The following is a 20,925-nucleotide window of genomic DNA, read 5'->3' as shown; positions in this document are numbered from 1 at the left end:
CGCCGGTCCTGCCGTGCCCCCGCGGCACCCCCGCCCCCCCAGCGAAAGCGCCGCGCCCGTGAGCCTCACCTTCCACTGGTTCCTGCCCACCAACGGCGACAGCCGGCACGTCGTCGGCGGTGGCCACGGCACCCCGGTCACCGCGTCCGGCGGCGACCGGCCGCCGACCGTCGGCTACCTCACCCAGATCGCCCGCGCCGCCGAGGACCTGGGCTTCACCGGCGTTCTCACACCGACCGGCGCCTGGTGCGAGGACGCCTGGCTGACGACCGCGATGGTCAGCCGGCACACCGAGCGGCTGAAGTTCCTCGTCGCCTTCCGCCCCGGCTTCGTCTCCCCGACCCTGGCCGCGCAGATGGCCGCCACCTTCCAGCGGCAGACCGGAGGACGGCTGCTGATCAACGTCGTCACGGGCGGCGAGAGCCGCGAACAGCGCGCCTACGGCGATTTCCTGGACAAGGACGCCCGGTACGCCCGCACCGACGAGTTCCTGCACATCCTGCGGGGCCTGTGGGACGGCCGTACCGTGAACCTGACGGGCGAGCACCTGCGTGTCGAGGACGCTCGGCTGACCCGCGTACCGGATCCGCGCCCGGCCGTCTACTTCGGCGGCTCCTCGCCTGCCGCCGGCCGGGTCGCCGCGGCCCACGCCGACGTCTACCTCACCTGGGGCGAACCTCCCGACGCCGTCGCCGGGAAGATCGCCTGGATCCGCGCCCTGGCCGAGAAGGAGGGCCGGAGTGTCCGCTTCGGCATCCGCCTGCACGTCATCAGCCGCGACACCTCCGAACAGGCATGGGCCGAGGCCAGCCGGCTGCTCGACGGCTTCGACGACGAGACCGTACGCGCCGTCCACAGCGGTCTGGCACGCAGCGAGTCCGAAGGGCAGCGGCGCATGCGCGCCCTGCACGGCGGCGGCCGGGACGGCCTGGAGATCCACCCCAACCTGTGGGCCGGGATCGGCCTCGTACGCGGCGGCGCGGGGACGGCCCTGGTCGGCAGCCACGCCGAGGTGGCCGAGCGGATCACCGAGTACCACCGCCTCGGCATCGACGAGTTCGTGCTCTCCGGCTACCCGCACCTGGAGGAGGCGTACTGGTTCGGCGAGGGCGTCCTGCCCGTGCTGCGAGCCCGGGGCCTGTGGGGGTAGCCCCGCGCAGCCACCCCGGGCCCGGCTTCTGCGGTCCCGTTTCCTTCCGGTCGGTTCCTCGTTGCCCCGCGTGGCAGGGTGCTTCCGTGTCCTGTTCCCAGCGTGCGGACCTGCGAGGAGCGGTGATGACCGATCAGGACTTCCTGACAGCGAAGATCGAGCAGGGCTTCGACCAGCTCGACGTGAACGGCAACGGTGTACTGACCGAGGAGGACCACGTGGAGATGGGCCGCCGGGTGGCGTCCTCCCTCGGCCACGCCGAGGACTCCCCGGAGGCGGAGCGGATCATCGGCGCCTACACGGCCATCTGGCGGGAGGTGCACCTGCCGTTCGTCCCGGCCGGCAGCCAGGGGATCCCGAGGGACCAGTTCGTCGCCTCGACCCGTACGCTCGCCCAGGACTCCCAGGCCGCCAAGGCCATCCTCGGCAGGATCGCCGAAACCTACTTGCAGATCGCGGACCTCGACCAGGACGGCCGGATCAGCCCCGCCGAGTTCCTCGCCTTCCAGCGCGGACACTTCCCGGAGCTCACCGAAGAGAGCGCGGCCGAGGCGTTCAGCCACCTCGACACCGACGGCGACGGCACCCTGTCACCTGCCGAGTTCACCCACGCGGTCATCGAGTTCTGGACCAGCCCGGACCCCGACGCCACCGGCAACTGGTGGATGGGACGCCCTGCCTCGGCCGTGGCCCAGCAGACCCCCTGAGACGCCAGGCGGAGAGGCCGAGAGGGCGAGGGCGTCGCGGCGGCGCCTCTCGCCCCGGGGCGGAGGGATCTCCCCGCAGGAGCGGGCGGCGAGGTCGGCGGATCGTCAGGCGCTGGCGCGGGGGACCAGGCGCGTCGGGAGGATCAGGGGGGTGGGGTCCTGGCCGTCGATGAGCGCGACGAGCATCCGCGCCATCTCCCGGCCGAGGCCCTCGATGGGCTGGTGCACCGTGGTGAGCGGCGGGTCGGCGATCCGGGACACGGCCACGTCGTCGAAGCCGACCACGGCGACGTCCGAGGGGACCAGGCGGCCGGCCTCGCGCAGCGTGCGCAGCGCCCCGACCCCCATGTTGTCACCGGCGGCGAACACCCCGTCCAGGTCGGGACGGTGCGCGAGGAGCGCGGCCATCGCGGCGGCCCCGCTGGGCTCGGTGAAGTCGCCGCCCTCCGAGGCGTACGGTTCCAGCCCCGCCGCCAGCATGGCGTCCCGGTAGCCGCGGTACCGGGCTCGACCGACTTCGGTGTCCAGACGCCCGCAGATCGTCGCCACCCTGGTCCGGCCGGCCGCGATCAGGTATTCGGTCGCCGCGCGCGCTCCGCCGGCGTTGTCGACGTCCACGTACCACCGGGGATCCATGCCGACCGGTCGCCCGCCGAACACGACGGGCAGCTCCGCCTCCTCGGCCATGCGGGCCAGCGGATCGTCCTCGCGCAGCGCCATCAGCATCACCCCGTCGGCGCCCCTGGACCTCAAGAGCCGCTCCACGCGCCTGCGCCCCCGGTCGGAGGCGGCCAGGCAGAGCATGAGGTGGAGATCGGCGTCGTCCAGGGCGGCCGATGCCCCCGCGATCACCTGGGCGAAGAACGGATCCGCGAAGATCGAGGGATCCTCTCCCGAGACGACCAGAGCGGCCGCGCCCGTCTGACGGGTCGCCAGCGCGCGGGCGGTCGGATGGGGTACGTAACCGAGCCGGCGGACGGCCCGTTCGACCGCCTCGCGCTTGGCGCGGCTGACATGCGGGGCGTTGTTGAGCGCGCGGGAGGCCACCGACCGTGAGACTCCGGCCAGTTCGGCCACCTCGTCGAGTGTCGACTGCCGGCGGGGCACGCCTTCGGCCATGACCGCGTCTCCTGTCGCCTCCGGAACGCAGGGAAGGCTGGGAGCGCTTCCAGTTCCCAGACTGTAAAGCCTTCCGGTGGTGATGCGAAGTGCCGTTCGGGGATGTGAAGTGCCGGTCAGGCGGGGCTACTTGACAGGGCGTACAGGGCATCACACGATACCGGCCACACCCCAGGACACCGGAAGGCGTGCTGGGATCGCTTCCAGTGGGAGCGCTTCCACGCCCCAGGGTGCCGTACCACCGCACCTCCTCAGTGCGCCGCCCGCTCGGGACGAGAGCGTGCGGCGCTCCCTCGTCAGGAATGAGGTACCGCCATGCGCCGCAGCATCCGTGCCCTCGCGGCAGCCGTCCTCGCGCTGCCGTTGGCGCTCGCCCTCGCGCCGTCCGCCCACGCGGCGGACCCGACCACCATGACCAGCGGGTTCTACGTGGACCCGAACTCGGGCGCCAAGCAATGGGTCGCCGCCCACCCCGGCGACGGCCGGGCCCCCGCGATCAGCGCGTCCCTCGCCAACACGCCCATGGCCCGCTGGTTCGGCGCCTGGAGCGGCACCATCGGCACCGCCACGGGTGCGTACGTGGGAGCGGCCGACCGCTCGGACAAACTCCCGCTCCTGGTGGCGTACAACATCTATCTCCGCGACTCCTGCGGCGGACACTCCGGAGGCGGCGCCGCCTCCCCGTCCGCCTACGCGACCTGGATCGCCCAGTTCGCCGGCGGAATCGCCGACCGCCCGGCCGTCGTCATCCTCGAACCGGACGCCCTCGCGGACTACGGGTGCCTGAACCAGACCCAGATCCGCGAGCGTCAGGGCATGATCAGCGGCGCCCTCGCCGAGTTCAACCGCCAGGCACCGAACACCTGGGTCTACCTCGACGCGGGCAACCCCGGCTGGATCGGCGCGGCGGCGATGGCCCAGCGCCTCCACGAAGCCGGCCTGCGCCAGGCCCACGGCTTCTCGCTCAACGTCTCGAACTACTACACCACCGCCCAGAACACCGCCTACGGCAACGCCGTCAACAGCGAACTGGCGGCCCGCTACGGCTACACCAAGCCGTTCGTCGTCGACACCAGCCGCAACGGCAACGGCTCCAACGGCGAGTGGTGCAACGCGGCCGGCCGCCGCATCGGCACGCCCACCCGGCTGGGCGGCGGCGCCGAGATGCTGCTGTGGATCAAGGCCCCCGGCGAATCCGACGGCAACTGCGGCGTCGGAACCGGTTCCACGGCCGGGCAGTTCCTCCCCGAGGTCGCCTACAAGATGATCTACGGCTACTGACCTTCCGGCTCCTGACCGACACCACAGCTCCGGCCCACCCCGAACGGGAGGGGTGGGCCGGAGCTGTGGTGGCTCGTCGAGGCCGCGCCGAATCCGCCGCCGGCGGGGAGCGTCACGGCGTCACGCAGGAGGCTGTCCCGGGCGGCGAGTCTGCTCGCGCAGCTCATCGGTGGCTCCCTGGCCCACCTCGCGCAGCCCCTGCGCCGTGTCCTGACCGGCGCTGGAGGCGTGCTCCTTGGTGGTCTGGGCCGCGTCCTGTGCCGTGGACTTCACCGCCTCCACCGCTTCGGCGGCCGGCTCACGCAGCTCTTCCTTGATGTCCTGCGCTGCCTGGACGGCCTGCTGCTTCACCGGTTCGAGAAGCTGATCGGAGTGTTCGCGCAGTTGCTGACCCGCGCGTTCCTCCGCCTCGGTGGTCGGGAGAAGCGCTGCGGTCAGCATGCCGGCGCCGAAGGCGATCAGACCGGCCGCGAGCGGACTGCCCTGAGTCTGCTGCTTGACCCGGGAGGGCGCCTGCTGAATGGTCTCGGCGACCTGGCCGGTCGTCTCCTTGGCGGACTCGGCGATGCTGCCTGCCGCCTGACTGGCGGAGTCCGCGACACTGTGCGCGGTGTCCGTCACTCCGCCGGTCGTTTCGCGGGCCGTACCCATGACACGCTCCTTCATGCCGGTGAGCCGATGACGGGCCGCGCCGACCTTGCGCTGGGCCACCCTGCGGGGGGTCACCTTCTCCGCCAAGAGGTCGACGTTGCGGGCGAGATGAGCGCGCCGGTACTCCACGTCGGTCCTCAGCTCATCGGGTGTCGCGCCCATCGGGCATCCTCCTTCAGGGTTTCCATGGTCTGTTCGGGCTTGAGGTTCACGGCGCGCAGACGTTTGCGGCCGGTGGTGTACAGCACCGCGGCGACCACCGCCCACACGGCGGTGACGATCAGAGCCGCCCAGGCGATGTCCATGACGTTGCCGAGGGCGAAGATCACGGTCAGGCTGCCCAGGAGCAGGACCAGGTGACCGGCGTAACCGGCTCCGCCCAGCATCCCGACGGCCTTGCCGGCCTTCGTCGACTCCTGCTTGATCTCCGCTTTGGCGAGTTCGATCTCATCACGGACCAACTGCGACACATCGGAGCTGATCTCGCTGAGCAGATCGCCGATCGACGGATCGCCCGCCCCGGCGGGCCGCGGCGGCGGGGCCGGGGCCGGGGCCGTCGGATGCTGGGCGTCCGTGCGGACGCGTCCGGAGAATTGGGTGGTCACCGCTCAGCTCCCCTGGGTCGGCGTGTGCGGGCCCGCGCCCGGGTAGGACGGCGGGTCCGCGGGCGGAGGCGGCGGCGTGGCCGTAGCCGGCCTCGTCGGTGCGGGAGCCTGGCCGTAGCCGGGTGCGACGGGCGGAGCCTGGGGCGGGCCAGGCGGTTCCGAGGCGCCCTCGTACCCCACCCGCGGGACTCCGGCACCCGCCAGCCGCGACTGAGACGAACCGACCGGGCTCGCGGAAACCCGCTGCTGTCGGTTCCCCGTACCTGCACCGGACGGGGAGGACGAGCCGGCCGCACTCACTCCCTTGCCGGCCCGCGCCACGGCGAAGCCCGCGAGCGCGGCCCCCGCCAGGAACACACCCGGCCGGCGCCGAGCGAAGTCCTGCAGGTCGCTGACGAGGCCGTCCGGCCCCCGCTCCTCCAGACGCGAAGCCACCTGATGGCCACCGTCGGCTATCTGCCGCACCACGCCCGCGGCGCTGGAATCGGGCTTTCCGCTCTCACTCATCTCCCGCAGTTCGTCCGCCAGTCGGCGCACATTCTCGGCCAGGCGCTGCGTCTGGGACTGCGCCTGGCCCTGAAGCTGATCACGCAGCTCGCCCACCAGGTCACGCGCCTGGGCAGTGGCCTCGTGAGCCACTCCCGCCGCCTGTTCCTTCGCGGTGCCGGCGACCTCGGCGGCCTTGTCGCCCACCAGCCCGGCGCCTTCGCTTGCCTTCTCCTGTGCCGTCTTCGCTACCGCCGCCGACCTGCTCTGGTCCGGGCGGCTCGTGCCCTGGAAGTCGCTCAAAGCTCCTCCTGGTCAATCGAAGCAATCGGTTGTCTGGCACCCCTCGCGTACCCCGATCCGAGCCGCGCACCGCTTCTTCCCTGAGGGAAAAGCCCTGGTGCCACGACCGAGCCACCACCCCCGCCCCGACCGGCACGCCACGATCGGCCCGGTGCCCGGAGCCGCCATGCGGCCGTCTCGGCCACGGAATGGAGTCGCTCAGTCACTCGTCAGGGTGCTTGCTCTACTCCACTTCCCACGCTGCCCCAACCAGCCCTCCGCCGCATGTCGGACCGACCGGCACCGCCCGGCGACGGCACGGTGTGATCGCCACCGTCACGGGTAGCCGGGCACGCATGTTCAAACATCGACGGGTACGGGTTGCATGCGTCCTGCTGACCAGTTGGGTGACGCTGACTGCCGTGGAACGCTGGGCGGAGGATGCCGCCTGGCCGCGAGCGACGATGAACGGATTGCTGCTGGCGTGCGCGGTGGCGGGCACCTGGTGGTTCGCCGAGATGACACAGATGCGATCGTCCGGAAAATAGACCCGCAACAAAAGAGACCCGACGACAAAAGAGACCCTCGACGCTGCCGAGGAGAGGCTGGGTGTCCGGCTGCCGACGGTCCTGCGTGAGGCGTATCTGCTGTTCGGACGCCGGCAGGATCTCACCAGCAACCACGATGTGCTGCTCGGCCCCGCGGAGTTGTACGTCGATGAAGCCAAGGAGGCCCTGGTATTCCGTCACGAGAACCAGGGAGCCGCATCCTGGGGCATGCTTCTCGACAGCCTCCAGGACGACGACCCCGCGGTGCTCATCCGGGCCGACCTCGCCGACAAGAGCGCCGAGCGGTGGGAGGACTGGCTGGAGCGTCTTTCCCTTTGCTTCGTCGAGATCATCCTGTCGGAGTCGCTCCAGGCGGACGAAGAGCTCTGCGACTTCCTCGCACCGGACGGCGACAGTCTCGAACTGTTGAAGGCGCACTCCGTCCGACTGCCGTTCCCGGTCTACCTTGACGGCGCCGACACCCGGTGGTTCCTGGGGCAGGACGTCCTTCTGCGCGATGACGACGGCACGGCCGTCCTAGCCCGAGGCCGGACGGCGGAAGCCCTCGACCGCCTCCGTGACCTGATCCCGGGCGACTGGCTCAACGACTGCCGCTGACGGGGCCGCAGACTCCCGTCGCCTCCGGTGCCCTCGCCCTCGACCTAGCGGGTCGCCTCGACGTCGACGCGCCCGCCCGCCGTGCAGGGTGGAGCGAGTCGCGACTCGTCGTGGCGAGTCGGTTCGTGTCGGTGTTGGGCCGAACGGGTGAGGGACGGGAGGATGGGCGCATGAGTAGGTACGAGAGGTACGACGTCACCGACGAGCAGTGGGAGGGCCTGGCACAGGTCGTGCCCCTGCGGGGCCGGGACGAATGGCCGTCCAGGGTCGACCACCGCACGATGCCCGAGCAGTACGAGGCCGCCGAGCAGCGCCGCATGGTCGTGCTGCGCGTCCAGGTCTTCGCCGATGCCCGCGAGGTCGCCGAGTACCTCATCGCCCGGATTCCCGTGCTGCTCGACCTCACGAGCGCCGACACCGAAGTCGCCAAGCGCATCCTCGACTTCAGCAGCGGTGTCGTCTTCGGGCTCGGCAGCGGCATGCACCGCGTCGACCGCAACGTCTTCCTGCTGGCGCCGGCCGGCACCGAGGTGGAGGGCGCGGAGGACGGCGGCGCGGAGGACATCGACGAGGGCGCGATCCCTCGTTCGTAGGAAGGTCGTTCCGCCGTAACGGTTCGTCGTCCGGGCCTCTGCGTACGGTCCGGTCATGACCCTCACCGGCGGCACCGCCCCCGATCGCACCCCCGATCGCGCCTCTGACCGTTCCCCCAGCTCCCCCTCCACCCCCGCCTCTGACCGGAGCGCCGGCCGCACCTCGGACCGGGCCCCCGGTCACAGCTCCGCCACGGCGCCCACGGCGGCTCCGGATGCGACCGGCGCGCCCGCCCGGGGCCGTACGTACGCACCGGCGGGCGGGATCGTCCCCGCGCAGGGACGTCCCCGCCGTCCCGTCGTCATCCCGGCCCCCGGCCGTGTCCCCGGTTCTGCCGCCGGCCCCGCCCCCGTCGCCGCCACCACCCGGCGCGGCGGCGGGCCGGGGGCCGCCCGGCCCGCCGTCACGGAGTTACGGCTCTCGGCCTTCGGCACCCATCGCGGCACCGTCCTGCCGCTCGGCCCCGTGACGCTGCTCCGCGGCCCGAGCGGAAGCGGCAAGTCCACCGCCCTGCGCGCGTACGAGGTGCTCGCGGCGCTCGGCGCGGGTGCCGGGCTCGCCGAGGCACTGCCCGACGCCGCGGACCGCGTGCCGGAGTGGGCACGCCCCGACGCGCAGGGGAGGCGGGGCTTCAGGATCGGGTGCACGGTCGACGGACCGGTGGGGCCGGTCCGCCTCGATGTCGCCGTCCAGGCCGAACCCTCCCTGCGGATCGTGGGCGAACGCCTCACCGCCCAGGGCCGCGTCCTCCTCGCCACCGCCCTGCGCGATCCCGGCCGCGGCACCGTGCAGGCCGAATGGCACACGGCCGGCAGCACCCCCGTCACCCGCGCCCCGCTGCCCGACGACCTGCTCGCCACCGCGCTGCTCCCGCTGCGCGTCGCCGGGAAGACCCAGGGGCAGCGGGACGTCCTGGCCGCGGCGGAACAGGTGGTCGTCGGGCTGCGCTCCCTCTTCCCGTGCGACCCGCAGCCGCGACACATGCGGGCACCGGTCCCGGTGGGCGAGGGGCGCCTGCGGCGCGACTGCCGCAACCTCGCGGAGGTGCTGCACCGCACGGCCACGGAGTGTCCGCGGCGCCACGCCCGCCTCGCCGCGTTCGCCGCCGCGGGCTGCGCAGGTCCGGTCACCGGCCTCGGACTGCGGGAGTCGGCGGAGGGCGACACGGTCCAGGCCGTGCTGGAACGTGCTGCTGGTGCGGCCGGTGCCGTGACACCGCTGGGCCGGCTGGGCGATGGCGAACTGCGCTACCTGGCCCTCGGCCTCGTCCTGCTCACCGGGCCAGGGGTGCTCGAGGTCGACCCGGCGACCGAGGTGCCGCAGGCCATGCAGACGCTCACCGTCCTCGCCGACGGTCTCGACCGGGGACTCGACAAGCGGCAGATGCGGGCCCTGCTTTCGCTGGCGGGGGAGGTGTGCGCGACCGGCCACCTCCGGCTCGTCGCGACGGTCGGGGAGGGTGTGACGGACGTTCCCGGCTGGCCGGACGGGCCGGACGGGGAGGAGGGGGCGGACGGGTCGCGAGGGGTGGACGGGCCGCGCGGGGCGGACCGGGCGGACGGGGCGGGCACGAGGGTCGGGGCGAACGCGCGGCACGTGCCGAACGTGGTGGTGGTAGACCTGGGGCGTGACAGAACTTGACGTGGCGGGCCTGCAGCGCCGCCTCGCGGACTTCGCCGCGGCACGCGCGTGGCAGCCTTACCACACGCCCAAGAACCTCGCCTCGGCGCTGAGCGTCGAGGCGGCCGAACTCCTCGAGATCTTCCAGTGGTTGACGCCCGAGGAAGCGGGACGGGTGATGGCGGACCCGGACCAGGCGCACCGGGTCACGGACGAGGTCGCCGACGTCCTCGCCTATCTCCTCCAGTTCTGCGCGGTGTTGGGCATCGACCCGCTCAAGGCGCTCGCGGCGAAGATCGACCGCAACGAACTCCGCTTTCCGGTGCGCGGACGCCCGTCCGAGGCCCCCGAGCGGGCCGACGCGAACACGGAGCGTCACTCTTCGGAGTGATCGAGTTTTCCCCATCGAGCTTCCTGTCCACAGATTTCCGAATTCCTCTGGTGTCGCGGCTCAGCCGGTCTCACGCTGGGTAATGGAATGAATGAGCGGGTAAATCACGGGAACGGGGGCGGCGTTGATGGAAGCGGAGCGACTCGTCGCGACCGGCCGGCATGCGCTGGCCGAGAGCCGCACGGCACAGGACATCGTGGCGGAGGCATGGCAGACCCAGGCCCTCGCCCAGGCCATAGGAAGTCACCTCGCGCTCTGCGGTCCGCAGGAGCTCCGGGGTGAGGCGCGGGGGTTGAGCGAGATAGGCGGCGGGCGGGGCGTGGTCGACCACCCCGTCCTGCGCACCGGTGGGCTGCGGGCCGTGCAGCTCACCGCCGTGGGCGACGCGCGCGCGGCGCTGACCGCGCTCGGCGCGCTCCTCGGCGAGGTGGGCATCGCCCTGGTCGGCGTGGCCTGCGCCACCGACGAGGAGGGGCTCTACTGGCAGTGCATCGAGGCGATCGACGCCGCCGACGAGGCGGGTGACCGGGTGCGTGCGATGCTGCGCCGCCTCACCGTACGAGAGCGTGAGCGCGAGCGCGGCCGGCCGCCCGACCCCGCCCGCGACCGCGCGGGCCCGACCCTGGGCCCGCGCTGAGACCTCAGGGCGGTACGGGCCGGTTCCGGAGCGGGTCGGCCCGGAACCGGCAGTGCCCCCGGGGCCGACCATGCCGAGTGTGCGGCGCCGGGAGCGGTGGCAGAGGTGTCGGAGGATCGTTGTGTCCGGACGCCGGACGCCGGACGCCGGACGCCGGACGCCGGACGCCGGACGCCGGACGCCGGACGCCGGACGCCGGGTGGCGGTCGGGGTGTCAGGAGGGGGTCGTGCCCGGGTGGTCCGGCGCCGTGCGGGCGGGGGCGGGCGACTGGCGGTCCGCCGAGGACTGGAGGTCGGCGTCGAGCTGGGAAAGGTCGGCGGTGAGAGCCGCCATCAGCTCCTCCATCTGCTGGAGCAGGCCCTTGGGGGCGCCGCCGCCCTGATGCTGCTCGGGCACGGCCGGTACCGGCGGCGGTGCGAGCGGCGCCGGGGTGACGGGCTGCTCGGGCACGGCCCGCTCCGGCGCGGCTTCCTGGGACATGGCGGCCTCCTCGGCCCGGGGGCCCTCCGGAGGGGGAAGGGCCACAAGAAAGAGCGACGCACCGGCAGCGGCCGCCGGCGCGCGGGCCGGGCGGTCCGGCTCCGCCCGAGCCAACGACGGGTCACCGGCGCCGGTCACTGGCCCGTCGGCAGGCCGCCCGTCGCGAGGGCGGATATTCACCCGACCGAGCCGGTGGAGATCATCCGCTGACGCAACGGTTGACGCGCACCGAAGGTGCAGGATGGAGGCATGGATCTTCGAATCTTCACGGAACCCCAGCAAGGGGCGGACTACGACACCCTGCTCAAGGTCGCCAAGGCCACGGAGGAGCTCGGATTCGACGCCTTTTTCCGGTCTGACCATTATTTGCGCATGGGATCCGCCGACGGCCTGCCCGGCCCCACGGACGCGTGGATCACCCTGGCCGGTCTCGCCCGGGAGACTCGGCGGATCCGCCTCGGCACGCTGATGACGGCCGGCACCTTCCGGCTGCCCGGTGTCCTGGCCATCCAGGTCGCCCAGGTCGACCGGATGTCGGGCGGGCGGATCGAACTCGGCCTCGGCGCGGGCTGGTTCGAGGAGGAGCACCGGGCGTACGGGATCCCGTTCCCCAAGGAGAAGTTCGGGCGCCTGGAGGAGCAGTTGGAGATCGTCACCGGGCTGTGGGGCACGGAGGTCGGCAAGACGTTCTCGTACGAGGGGCGGTACTACCAGTTGGCCGATTCGCCCGCGCTGCCCAAGCCGGCCCAGGAGCGGATCCCGGTGCTCGTCGGCGGCCACGGCGCGAAGCGGACGCCGAGGCTGGCGGCGCGCTTCGCCGACGAGTTCAACATCCCGTTCGCGTCGCTGGAGGAGACCGAGCGGCAGTTCGGCCGGGTGCGGGAGGCGGTGGCGGAGGCCGGGCGGCCGGCCGACGCGCTGGTGTACTCCAACGCGCTCGTGGTGTGCGTGGGACGAGACGACGCGGAGGTCGCCCGCCGGGCGGCCGCCATCGGACGGGACGTGGACGAGCTCAAGGCCAACGGGCTGGCGGGATCGCCCGCCGAGGTCGTGGACAAGATCGGCAGGTACGGTGCACTGGGCTCCACCCGGATCTACCTCCAGGTCCTCGACCTGGACGATCTGGACCACCTGGAGCTGATCTCCGCACAGGTCCAGACGCAGATGGGGTGACCCGATGAAACCCGACCGCACGCTCGCCGCCGCTCTCGCGGAGGAGGTGCTCGTCCTCGACGGCGGGCTCTCCAACCAACTGGAGGCGCAGGGCTGCGACCTCTCCGACGCCCTCTGGTCCGCCCGGCTGCTCGCCGACGCGCCCGAACAGATCGAGGCGGCCCACGCGGCCTACGCGCGGGCCGGTGCCCAGGTGCTGATCACCTCCAGCTACCAGGCCACCTTCGAGGGCTTCGCCCGGCGCGGGACGGACCGGGCGGAGGCGGCGCGGCTGCTGGCCCGCAGCGTCGAGCTCGCCCGGACGGCGGGCGAGCGGTCGGACCGGGAGATCTGGGTCGCGGCCTCCGTCGGCCCGTACGGGGCGATGCTCGCGGACGGCAGCGAGTACCGGGGCCGGTACGGGCTGTCGGTCGCCGAGCTGGAACGGTTCCACCGCCCGCGGGTCGAGGTGCTCGCGGAGGCCGCCCCCGACGTCCTGGCCCTGGAGACGGTGCCCGACGCCGACGAGGCCGAAGGGCTGCTGCGGGCCGTCGCCGGATGCGGGGTGCCGGTCTGGCTCTCGTACACGGTCGACGGCCCGCACACCCGGGCCGGGCAGCGCCTGGAGGACGCCTTCGGGCTCGCCGCGGGCGTCGACCAGGTCGTCGCGGTCGGCGTCAACTGCTGCGACCCTGCGGACGCCGGGCCCGCCGCGGAGATCGCCGCCGCGGTGACCGGCAAGCCGGTCGTCGTCTACCCCAACAGCGGCGAGCAGTGGGACGCCGCCGCCCGCGGCTGGCACGGCGGCACCACCTTCGCCCCGACCACGACCACCACCTGGCGCACCGCCGGCGCCCGCCTGATCGGCGGCTGCTGCCGCGTCGGCCCCGACGCGATCGCGGCCCTGGCCGGAACGCTGAAGGCGTAGGGGGCCAGGCCCTGTCCTGTGGGTCGTGCAACGCGACGGCTGGGAACTCGGTCCGTGGGACAGGGCGCGGGGAGATATCTCGGATGAAGAGCAGACTTCGCTGGAGCCGCAGTTGCCCGCGCATCGCGGGTGGGTCTCCACGGAACGGCCACCGCGGTCTCGATCCGCCTGTTGCTCCGCCAGGAGTGAAACGCCGCGCTCAGAGGTCCGTTGCACGCGGATAGTGGCGGCGAAGTTCGCTGAGCACGCCCTCGTCGGCAACCCTGACGTCCCACCACGAGCTGTCGAATTCGGTCAGGACGACCACCACCCTGTCCTCGGCGAACCCGCGTGCTTCGGCGTCGATGAGCTGGAGGAAGGGGGTCGTCAGGGACAAGAGAGTCAACGTGTCCATGCCCGCGCCGGCAGACAGTCTCTCCATCTCGACACAGCGAGGATCGACGATCTCGTCGAACGTGACGCGCCACGTCAGGTCCAGGCCGTAGCTGCCGAGGCGGACCAGCAGCTCAGCCAGGGTCACGTAGTGTTTTCCATGCCAGGCAGGAAACGTGATGCCCTTCATCCCCGCCGCTGCTTCGGCCGTATCGCGTGACAAGCGACCCCCTTCGTTCGGCAGCGAACACTAGGCCACAGCACCCTGACTAGCTCACGCGACCCGTCGGACGGGGCCCAGGGCTGGCAGAGGCGGGAGCGGTGCCGTTGAAATGCGTTGTACGGGCGGCGGCGCGGAGGTCATGCTGGAGCGCATGTTCCTGACGATCAGCACCACCGGCAATGCCGAGAAACCCGCCACCGACCTGGGCTTTCTGCTGCACAAGCATCCCGGTAGGGCGCAGGCGTTCTCGACTTCGCACGGCACCGCGCATGTCCTCTATCCCGAGGCGAGCGCGGAGCGGTGCACGGCCGCGCTGCTGTTCGAGGTGGACCCCGTGGCGCTCGTGCGGCGGGGCAAGGGGAAGGGGCGCGGCGGGGCGCCGGACGCGGCGCTCGCGCAGTATGTGAACGACCGGCCCTACGCGGCCTCCTCGCTCCTCGCCGTCGCGCTCGCCCGGGTGTTCAAGAGCGCGCTGCAGGGATCGTGCGCGGCGATGCCCGAGCGGGCCGCCGCCGCGATGCCGCTGCGGATCGAGGTCCCCGTGCTGCCCGCGCGCGGCGGGGCGGAGCTGGTGGGGCGGCTGTTCGGCCCGCTGGGCTGGGCGAGCGTGGTGGCGGAACCGGTCGCGCTCGACCCGGAGTTCCCCGCGTGGGGCGACTCGCGCTACGTGCGGCTCGTCCTGGAGGGCGAACTGCGGCTCGCCGACGCGCTCAACCAGCTCTATGTCCTGCTGCCGGTGCTCGACGACGCCAAGCACTACTGGGTCGCGCCGGACGAGGTCGACAAGCTGCTGCGGGCCGGTGACGGTTGGCTCGCCGACCACCCCGAGCAGAAGCTGATCACCAGCCGCTATCTGTCCCGCCGCTGGGGCCTGACCCGCGAGGCGACGGAGCGTCTGGAGCTGGTGCGGCTCGCCGAGGCGGACGGGCTCGACGTCGAGGACGTCGACAACGCGGTCGACGAGACGACCGACACCGAGGAGCGGCCCGTCCCGCTCGCCGAGCAGCGCCGTGAGGCGATCCTCGCCGCGCTGCGCGCCGCCGACGCGGCGCGGGTGCTCGATCTCGGCTGCGGCCAGGGCCAGTTGGTGCAGGCACTGCTCAAGGACGTGCGGTTCACCGAGATCGTCGGCGTCGACGTGTCGGCCCGTGCCCTGTCGGTGGCCGCCCGCCGGCTGCGGCTGGATCGCATGGGCGAGCGGCAGGCCGCCCGGGTGAGCCTGCTCCAGGGCTCGCTCACGTACACCGACAAGCGGCTGACCGGCTACGACGCGGCCGTGCTCAGCGAGGTCATCGAGCATCTGGACCTGCCGAGGCTGCCCGCGCTGGAGTACGCGGTGTTCGGTTCGGCCCGGCCCCGGACGGTCGTGGTGACGACGCCGAACGTCGAGTACAACGTGCGCTGGGAGTCGCTGCCGGCCGGTCGTGTCCGGCACCACGACCACCGCTTCGAATGGAACCGCGAGGAGTTCCGGGCGTGGGCCGCGGACCTGGCCGGACGGTACGGCTACGGGGTGGCGTTCAGCCCCGTCGGCCCGGACGACCCCGAGGTCGGCCCGCCCACGCAGATGGCCGTCTTCACCCGTACCGACGAGACCGGGGCATACAAGGCCAGGGCAGACAAGGCCGGCGCCGACCGGACCGCCGCCGACCGGTCCCGTACCGACAAGGCCCGTACCGACGAGACCCCGAAGGAGGACGCGGCATGACCGGCACCATCGAGACCACCGACAGCACCGACCGCACCGAGGCGGGCCGGAATCCCGTCCGCACGCTGCCCGTCACCGACCTCTCCCTCGTGGTCCTGATCGGCGCGACCGGGTCCGGCAAGTCCACCTTCGCGCGGCGGCACTTCAAGCCGACCGAGATCGTCTCCTCGGACTTCTGCCGCGGGCTCGTCGCCGACGACGAGAACGACCAGAGCGCCAGCAAGGACGCCTTCGACGTCCTCCACTACATCGTGGGCAAGCGGCTCGCCGCCGGCCGGCTGACCGTCGTCGACGCCACCAGCGTGCAGCGCGAGGCGCGCCGCGGGCTGGTCCAGCTCGCCCGCGAGCACGACGTGCTGCCCATCGCGATCGTCCTCGACCTGCCCGAGGACGTGTGCGCCGAGCGCAACGCGGCCCGGCCCGACCGGGCCCACCTGCCCCGCCACGTCATCCAGCGGCACCGCCGCGAGCTGCGCAGCTCGCTGCGCGGCCTGGAGCGCGAGGGCTTCCGCAAGGTGCACGTGCTGCGCGGAGTGGCGGAGGTGGAGGCGGCCGAGGTCGTCCTGGAGAAGCGGTACAACGACCTGCGCCACCTCACCGGCCCCTTCGACATCATCGGTGACATCCACGGCTGCCGTTCCGAGCTGGAGACGCTGCTCGGCAAGCTGGGTTACGTCGACGGGCACCACCCGGAGGGCCGCACGGCCGTCTTCGTCGGTGACCTGGTCGACCGGGGGCCGGACAGTCCGGGAGTGCTGCGTCGTGTCATGAGCATGGTGGCGGCCGGGGACGCGCTGTGCGTGCCCGGCAACCACGAGAACAAGCTGGGGCGCTGGCTGCGCGGCCGCAAGGTGCAGCAGACCCACGGTCTCGCCGAGACGATCGAGCAACTGGAGCGCGAGCCGGAGGAGTTCCGCGCCCAGGTGACGGAGTTCATCGACGGTCTGGTCAGCCACTATGTGCTCGACGAGGGCCGGCTGGTGGTCTGTCACGCCGGTCTGCCGGAGAAGTACCACGGCCGGACCTCGGGACGGGTGCGTTCGCACGCGCTGTACGGGGACACGACCGGTGAGACCGACGAGTTCGGGCTGCCGGTGCGCTATCCGTGGGCGGAGGACTACCGGGGCCGGGCGACCGTGGTCTACGGACACACGCCGGTGCCGACCACGTCCTGGATCAACAACACCATCTGCCTCGACACCGGTGCGGTGTTCGGCGGGAAGATGACCGCGCTGCGCTGGCCGGAGCGCGAGCTCGTCGACGTACCGGCCGAGCGGGTCTGGTACGAGCCGGCCCGGCCCCTCGCGCCCGAGGCGCCGGGCGGGCACCAGGGCCGCCCGCTCGATCTCGCCGACGTGCACGGACGGCGGGTCGTCGAGACCCGTCTGATGGGCAATCTGGCGGTGCGCGAGGAGAACGCGGCGGCGGCGCTCGAGGTCATGAGCCGGTTCGCGATCGATCCGCGACTGCTCGCCTACCTCCCGCCGACGATGGCGCCGACGGCGACCTCGAAGGTGGAGGGCTATCTGGAGCACCCGGCCGAGGCGTTCGCGCAGTACGCGGCCGACGGGGTCGAGCGGGTCGTGTGCGAGGAGAAGCACATGGGTTCGCGGGCCGTGGCGCTGCTCTGCCGGGACGCGGGGGTGGTGGCGGAACGATTCGGCATTCCCGAGACCGAGACCGAGACCGGTGCCGGTGCCGGTGCCGGTGCCGGGGTGACCGGCGCCCTGTACACCCGCACCGGGCGCCCGTTCTTCGACGACCGGGAGACCACCGAGCGGGTCCTGGCACGGCTGCGGGCGGCGATCGACGCCGCCGGGCTGTGGGAGGAGCTCGGCACGGACTGGCTGCTGCTCGACGGCGAGCTGATGCCGTGGTCGCTCAAGTCGACCGGTCTGCTGCGCTCGCAGTACGCGGCGGTCGGAGCGGCCGCCCGCGCGGTGTTCCCCAGCGCTCTGGGGGCGCTCGAACAGGCGGTCGCGCGGGGCGTGCCGGGGCTCGACGGGCTCCTCGGCCGGCAGCGGGAGCGGGCGGCGGACGCGGCGGCCTTCACCGACGCCTACCGGCGCTACTGCTGGACCACCGAGGGGCTGGAGGGCGTGCGGTTCGCGCCGTTCCAGGTGCTCGCGGCGCACGGCCGCTCGCTGGCCGCCGTACCGCACGACGAGCAGTTGGCCTGGCTGGACCGGCTGGTCGAGCACGATCCGACGGGGCTGCTCCAGGTCACCCGGCGGCTGGTGGTCGACCCCGCCGACGAGGCGTCCGTACGGGCCGGAGTCGACTGGTGGCTGGAGCTGACCGCGGCGGGCGGCGAGGGCATGGTCGTCAAGCCGCTCGCGGCCCTGGTCCGGGACGGCCGCGGCCGCCCCGTCCAGCCGGGCGTGAAGGTGCGCGGCCGGGAGTACCTGCGGATCATCTACGGCCCCGAGTACACCCGCCCGGACAACCTGGAGCGGCTGCGGGGCCGGTTCCTCGGCCACAAGCGGTCGCTGGCGCTGCGGGAGTACGCGCTCGGCCTCGAGGCGCTCGACCGGCTGGCGGCGGGGGAGCCGTTGTGGCGGGTCCACGAGGCCGTGTTCGCGGTCCTCGCCCTGGAGTCGGAGCCGGTCGACCCCCGGCTGTGACGGCCCCGGGGGCCGGCGGGGTCCGGGGTGGCGCGCTGGGCCGAGGTGGCCCACGGGGCCGAGAGGGCGCGCGGGCCACCCTTCGTCCGACGGGACGAGGGGGCGGCCCCGCGCGCCGACCGGTGAGCGCCGATCGGTGAGCGCCGACCGGTGAGCGCGGGCCGGGGTGCGCGGCCGGGGTGCGCTGGGCTCGATACGGCCTGACGGGCAGCGGCCTCGCGCCGTCCGGCGCGAATACCCGGTGCGAGTACCACGCGCGAGCCGCGTCGCTCCGCCAGGATGGGCGCATGGGATTCCATGTCGATTCCGAGACCGGGCGGCTTCGCCGCGTCATCCTGCACCGGCCCGATCTGGAGCTGAAGCGGCTCACCCCGTCCAACAAGGACGCCCTCCTCTTCGACGACGTGCTGTGGGTGCGCCGGGCCCGCCAGGAGCACGACGGGTTCGCGGACGTCCTGCGGGACCGGGGTGTCGAGGTCCACCTCTTCGGGGACCTCCTGCGCGAGGCCATGGAGGTGCCGGCGGCGCGGGCGATGGTGCTGGACCGGGTCTTCCGCGAGAAGGAGTACGGTCCGCTCGCCGCCGACCACCTGCGCGCCGCGTTCGACTCGCTCGACGCCGCCGCCCTGGTGGAGGCGCTGGTCGGCGGGATGACGAAGCGGGAGTTCCTCGCGTCCCACCGCGAGCCGACCTCGGTCCGCTTCCACGCTCTGGACCTGGACGAGTTCGTCCTCGGCCCGCTGCCGAACCATCTCTTCACCCGGGACACCTCCGCCTGGATCTACGACGGGGTGTCGATCAACGCGATGCGCTGGCCGGCCCGGCAGCGCGAGACCGTCCACTTCGAGGCGATCTACAAGCACCACCCGCTCTTCACCGGCTCCCAGGCGGGCGCCTTCCACCACTGGTCGGAGGGGCAGTCCGACTACCCGTCGACGATCGAGGGCGGGGACGTCCTCGTGATCGGCAACGGCGCCGTGCTCATCGGCATGAGCGAGCGCACCACCCCGCAGGCCGTGGAGATGCTGGCCCGCGGCATGTTCGCGGCCGGTTCCGCCCGTACGATCATCGCGCTCGACATGCCGAAGCGCCGGGCGTTCATGCACCTGGACACGGTGATGACGATGGTGGACCAGGACACCTTCACCCAGTACGCGGGGCTCGGCATGCTCCGCTCGTACACGATCGAACCCGGCGACGAGGGCCAGTCCCTGCGGGTGACCGACCACCCGCCGGAGCAGATGCACAGCGCGATCGCCGCGGCCCTCGGCCTCCAGGACATCCGGGTGCTGACCGCCACCCAGGACGTCCACGCGGCGGAGCGGGAGCAGTGGGACGACGGCTGCAACGTGCTCGCCGTGGAGCCGGGGGTGGTCGTCGCGTACGAGCGGAACGTCACCACGAACACGCATCTGCGCAAGCAGGGCATCGAGGTGATCGAGATCCCCGGGAGCGAGCTGGGGCGGGGGAGGGGTGGCCCGCGCTGCATGAGCTGCCCGGTGGAGCGGGACGCGGTGTGACCCCGGACGAGGCGGTCCGAGGCCGGAGGGAGACGGTCCGAGGCCGGACGGAGACGGTCCGAGGCCGGAGGGAGGTGGTCTGACGCCGGGCGGTGGACAGGGAGGGGCTGTATAAGAATGCTGGATTACGTATAGACTTCCAAAGCCCCCTGTTCGCGGGGCCCTGTCCGTCGTCCCGTCCCGTCCCGACCCGACCGTAACCCAGGAGGGCCCATGGCCACCGACCTCATCGGCCGCCACTTCCTCAAGGAGCTGGATTTCACCGCCGAGGAGTTCCGCGGCCTGATCGCGCTCGCCGCCGAGCTCAAGGCGGCCAAGAAGGCCGGCGCGGAGGTACGGCGGCTGCGGGGCCGGAACATCGCCCTGATCTTCGAGAAGACCTCGACCCGCACCCGCTGCGCCTTCGAGGTCGCCGCCGCCGACCAGGGCGCCTCCACGACCTACCTCGACCCCGCCGGCTCCCAGATGGGGCACAAGGAGTCCGTCAAGGACACCGCACGCGTGCTCGGCCGGATGTTCGACGCCATCGAGTACCGGGGTGACAGTCAGGCCGCCGTCGAGGAACTGGCCGCCTTCGCCGGCGTGCCGGTCTTCAACGGGCTCACCGACGACTGGCACCCCACCCAGATGCTCGCCGACGTGCTCACCATGACCGAGCACTGCGACAAGCCGCTCGACGGGATGACCTTCGCCTACCTCGGCGACGCCCGCTTCAACATGGGCAACTCCTACCTGATCACCGGCGCCCTGCTCGGCATGGACGTCCGGATCGTGGCCCCGAAGGCGTACTGGCCGGTCGAGGCCGTCGTCGCCGAGGCGCACCGGCTCGCCGAGACGAGCGGCGCGACGATCACCCTCACCGAGGACGTCGCCGAGGGCGTGCGGGGCGCGGACTTCGTCGCCACGGACGTGTGGGTGTCGATGGGCGAGCCCAAGGAGGTCTGGGACGAGCGGATCGCCGCCCTCGCGCCGTACGCGGTGACGATGGACGTCCTCCGGGCCACCGGCAACCCGGACGTGAAGTTCCTGCACTGCCTGCCGGCCTTCCACGACCTCGGCACCGCGGTCGGCCGCGAGATCCACGCCCAGCACGGGCTCACCGAGCTGGAGGTCTCCGACGAGGTCTTCGAGTCGCCGCACTCGGTCGTCTTCGACGAGGCCGAGAACCGCATGCACACGATCAAGGCGGTCATGGTCGCGACCCTGGGTGACCCCGTCGCCTGATCGC

Annotated in this window: 21 protein-coding genes; 15 read left to right on the top strand and 6 right to left on the bottom strand. The window is 72.5% G+C overall.

What is annotated here, in order from left to right; translation table 11 throughout:
• The first annotated feature begins 58 nt into the window (after window positions 1–58).
• Window positions 59–1,150 carry an LLM class flavin-dependent oxidoreductase gene (locus tag ABZ135_RS03035; protein WP_356691175.1) on the top strand — a complete coding sequence of 364 codons (1,092 nt, stop codon included), beginning with the start codon at window positions 59–61 and terminating at the stop codon, window positions 1,148–1,150.
• Between the two features lie 125 nt (window positions 1,151–1,275).
• The gene (locus tag ABZ135_RS03030) at window positions 1,276–1,857 is read left to right on the top strand and encodes an EF-hand domain-containing protein (RefSeq protein ID WP_356691173.1); all 582 of its coding nucleotides are present in this window, start codon (window positions 1,276–1,278) and stop codon (window positions 1,855–1,857) included.
• A 105-nt stretch (window positions 1,858–1,962) separates the two neighbouring features.
• On the opposite strand, the gene ABZ135_RS03025 is transcribed toward ABZ135_RS03030, so the two are convergent.
• Entirely contained in the window at window positions 1,963–2,976 is a 1,014-nt protein-coding gene (locus tag ABZ135_RS03025) for a LacI family DNA-binding transcriptional regulator (RefSeq protein ID WP_356691171.1), read from the bottom strand.
• A 315-nt stretch (window positions 2,977–3,291) separates the two neighbouring features.
• Between ABZ135_RS03025 and ABZ135_RS03020 the strand changes: the two genes are divergently transcribed.
• Complete coding sequence (locus tag ABZ135_RS03020) at window positions 3,292–4,257, top strand: glycoside hydrolase family 6 protein (protein WP_356691169.1); 966 nt, start codon at window positions 3,292–3,294, stop codon at window positions 4,255–4,257.
• A 120-nt stretch (window positions 4,258–4,377) separates the two neighbouring features.
• Here the strand turns inward: ABZ135_RS03020 and ABZ135_RS03015 are convergent, their stop codons facing one another.
• Genes ABZ135_RS03015 through ABZ135_RS03005 form a run of 3 tightly spaced genes read right to left on the bottom strand, consistent with a single transcriptional unit; the run spans window position 4,378 to window position 6,302 of the window.
• On the bottom strand, window positions 4,378–5,070 hold the full coding sequence (locus ABZ135_RS03015; protein ID WP_356691167.1) for a DUF3618 domain-containing protein: 693 nt from the start codon (window positions 5,068–5,070) through the stop codon (window positions 4,378–4,380).
• Window positions 5,046–5,513, bottom strand: a complete 468-nt coding sequence (locus ABZ135_RS03010; RefSeq protein WP_356691165.1) for a phage holin family protein — start codon at window positions 5,511–5,513, stop codon at window positions 5,046–5,048. Before ABZ135_RS03010 ends, ABZ135_RS03015 begins: the two co-directional genes overlap by 25 nt.
• A gap of 3 nt (window positions 5,514–5,516) precedes the next feature.
• Complete coding sequence (locus ABZ135_RS03005; RefSeq protein WP_356691163.1) at window positions 5,517–6,302, bottom strand: hypothetical protein; 786 nt, start codon at window positions 6,300–6,302, stop codon at window positions 5,517–5,519.
• A gap of 302 nt (window positions 6,303–6,604) precedes the next feature.
• On the opposite strand from ABZ135_RS03005, the gene ABZ135_RS03000 reads away from it, so the two are divergent.
• From ABZ135_RS03000 to ABZ135_RS02975, 6 genes are all read left to right on the top strand, one after another.
• Complete coding sequence (locus ABZ135_RS03000) at window positions 6,605–6,829, top strand: hypothetical protein (RefSeq protein WP_356691161.1); 225 nt, start codon at window positions 6,605–6,607, stop codon at window positions 6,827–6,829.
• A 228-nt stretch (window positions 6,830–7,057) separates the two neighbouring features.
• The gene (locus ABZ135_RS02995) at window positions 7,058–7,447 is read left to right on the top strand and encodes a hypothetical protein (RefSeq protein WP_356691159.1); all 390 of its coding nucleotides are present in this window, start codon (window positions 7,058–7,060) and stop codon (window positions 7,445–7,447) included.
• A gap of 170 nt (window positions 7,448–7,617) precedes the next feature.
• Window positions 7,618–8,040: a cell division protein SepF gene (locus ABZ135_RS02990; RefSeq protein ID WP_356691157.1), complete on the top strand. Its 423-nt coding sequence runs from the start codon at window positions 7,618–7,620 to the stop codon at window positions 8,038–8,040.
• A 55-nt stretch (window positions 8,041–8,095) separates the two neighbouring features.
• A complete protein-coding gene (locus ABZ135_RS02985) occupies window positions 8,096–9,682 on the top strand; it encodes an ATP-binding protein (RefSeq protein WP_356691155.1) in 1,587 nt (528 codons plus the stop codon).
• Window positions 9,669–10,052 (top strand): nucleotide pyrophosphohydrolase, encoded by a 384-nt coding sequence (locus tag ABZ135_RS02980; protein WP_356691153.1) that lies wholly within the window; start codon window positions 9,669–9,671, stop codon window positions 10,050–10,052. The genes ABZ135_RS02985 and ABZ135_RS02980 overlap by 14 nt, the downstream gene beginning before the upstream one ends.
• A 127-nt stretch (window positions 10,053–10,179) precedes the next feature.
• The gene (locus ABZ135_RS02975; RefSeq protein WP_356691151.1) at window positions 10,180–10,689 is read left to right on the top strand and encodes a DUF6099 family protein; all 510 of its coding nucleotides are present in this window, start codon (window positions 10,180–10,182) and stop codon (window positions 10,687–10,689) included.
• A 214-nt stretch (window positions 10,690–10,903) separates the two neighbouring features.
• Here the strand turns inward: ABZ135_RS02975 and ABZ135_RS02970 are convergent, their stop codons facing one another.
• Window positions 10,904–11,086: a hypothetical protein gene (locus tag ABZ135_RS02970; protein ID WP_356691461.1), complete on the bottom strand. Its 183-nt coding sequence runs from the start codon at window positions 11,084–11,086 to the stop codon at window positions 10,904–10,906.
• 333 nt (window positions 11,087–11,419) lie between these two features.
• Between ABZ135_RS02970 and ABZ135_RS02965 the strand changes: the two genes are divergently transcribed.
• Window positions 11,420–12,343 (top strand): LLM class F420-dependent oxidoreductase, encoded by a 924-nt coding sequence (locus tag ABZ135_RS02965; protein WP_356691149.1) that lies wholly within the window; start codon window positions 11,420–11,422, stop codon window positions 12,341–12,343.
• Window positions 12,344–12,347: 4 nt separating this feature from the next.
• Complete coding sequence (gene mmuM / locus ABZ135_RS02960) at window positions 12,348–13,250, top strand: homocysteine S-methyltransferase (protein WP_356691147.1); 903 nt, start codon at window positions 12,348–12,350, stop codon at window positions 13,248–13,250.
• Window positions 13,251–13,449: 199 nt separating this feature from the next.
• Here the strand turns inward: mmuM and ABZ135_RS02955 are convergent, their stop codons facing one another.
• The gene (locus tag ABZ135_RS02955; protein ID WP_356691145.1) at window positions 13,450–13,845 is read right to left on the bottom strand and encodes a hypothetical protein; all 396 of its coding nucleotides are present in this window, start codon (window positions 13,843–13,845) and stop codon (window positions 13,450–13,452) included.
• Window positions 13,846–13,996: 151 nt separating this feature from the next.
• Here ABZ135_RS02955 and ABZ135_RS02950 point away from each other — a divergent pair, with 151 nt between their 5' ends.
• The 4 genes from ABZ135_RS02950 (at window position 13,997) to argF (ending at window position 20,921) form a co-directional block, all read left to right on the top strand.
• On the top strand, window positions 13,997–15,553 hold the full coding sequence (locus ABZ135_RS02950; RefSeq protein WP_356691143.1) for a 3' terminal RNA ribose 2'-O-methyltransferase Hen1: 1,557 nt from the start codon (window positions 13,997–13,999) through the stop codon (window positions 15,551–15,553).
• Window positions 15,550–18,177, top strand: coding sequence for a polynucleotide kinase-phosphatase (locus ABZ135_RS02945; RefSeq protein ID WP_356691141.1), 2,628 nt, complete (start codon window positions 15,550–15,552; stop codon window positions 18,175–18,177). Before ABZ135_RS02950 ends, ABZ135_RS02945 begins: the two co-directional genes overlap by 4 nt.
• Before the next feature lie 287 nt (window positions 18,178–18,464).
• Window positions 18,465–19,697, top strand: a complete 1,233-nt coding sequence (locus ABZ135_RS02940; protein ID WP_356691139.1) for an arginine deiminase — start codon at window positions 18,465–18,467, stop codon at window positions 19,695–19,697.
• A 213-nt stretch (window positions 19,698–19,910) separates the two neighbouring features.
• Window positions 19,911–20,921 carry an ornithine carbamoyltransferase gene (gene argF / locus ABZ135_RS02935; protein ID WP_356691137.1) on the top strand — a complete coding sequence of 337 codons (1,011 nt, stop codon included), beginning with the start codon at window positions 19,911–19,913 and terminating at the stop codon, window positions 20,919–20,921.
• The last annotated feature ends 4 nt before the right edge of the window (window positions 20,922–20,925 follow it).

It is taken from the genome of Streptomyces sp. NPDC006339 (assembly GCF_040612775.1).
Classification (GTDB): Bacteria; Actinomycetota; Actinomycetes; order Streptomycetales; family Streptomycetaceae; genus Streptomyces.
Note: the sequence above shows the minus strand (reverse complement) of the source record. Positions and strands in the feature narration are given on the sequence as shown.

Excerpts from the sequence above, each read along its gene's own strand:
- ABZ135_RS03030 (WP_356691173.1), top strand. The coding sequence starts at position 1,276 with ATGACCGATCAGGACTTCCTGACAGCGAAGATCGAGCAGGGCTTCGAC.
- ABZ135_RS03025 (WP_356691171.1), bottom strand. The coding sequence starts at position 2,976 with ATGGCCGAAGGCGTGCCCCGCCGGCAGTCGACACTCGACGAGGTGGCC.
- ABZ135_RS03020 (WP_356691169.1), top strand. The coding sequence starts at position 3,292 with ATGCGCCGCAGCATCCGTGCCCTCGCGGCAGCCGTCCTCGCGCTGCCG.
- ABZ135_RS03015 (WP_356691167.1), bottom strand. The coding sequence starts at position 5,070 with ATGGGCGCGACACCCGATGAGCTGAGGACCGACGTGGAGTACCGGCGC.
- ABZ135_RS02995 (WP_356691159.1), top strand. The coding sequence starts at position 7,058 with ATGCTTCTCGACAGCCTCCAGGACGACGACCCCGCGGTGCTCATCCGG.
- ABZ135_RS02990 (WP_356691157.1), top strand. The coding sequence starts at position 7,618 with ATGAGTAGGTACGAGAGGTACGACGTCACCGACGAGCAGTGGGAGGGC.
- ABZ135_RS02985 (WP_356691155.1), top strand. The coding sequence starts at position 8,096 with ATGACCCTCACCGGCGGCACCGCCCCCGATCGCACCCCCGATCGCGCC.
- ABZ135_RS02975 (WP_356691151.1), top strand. The coding sequence starts at position 10,180 with ATGGAAGCGGAGCGACTCGTCGCGACCGGCCGGCATGCGCTGGCCGAG.
- ABZ135_RS02965 (WP_356691149.1), top strand. The coding sequence starts at position 11,420 with ATGGATCTTCGAATCTTCACGGAACCCCAGCAAGGGGCGGACTACGAC.
- mmuM (WP_356691147.1), top strand. The coding sequence starts at position 12,348 with ATGAAACCCGACCGCACGCTCGCCGCCGCTCTCGCGGAGGAGGTGCTC.
- ABZ135_RS02950 (WP_356691143.1), top strand. The coding sequence starts at position 13,997 with ATGTTCCTGACGATCAGCACCACCGGCAATGCCGAGAAACCCGCCACC.
- ABZ135_RS02945 (WP_356691141.1), top strand. The coding sequence starts at position 15,550 with ATGACCGGCACCATCGAGACCACCGACAGCACCGACCGCACCGAGGCG.
- ABZ135_RS02940 (WP_356691139.1), top strand. The coding sequence starts at position 18,465 with ATGGGATTCCATGTCGATTCCGAGACCGGGCGGCTTCGCCGCGTCATC.
- argF (WP_356691137.1), top strand. The coding sequence starts at position 19,911 with ATGGCCACCGACCTCATCGGCCGCCACTTCCTCAAGGAGCTGGATTTC.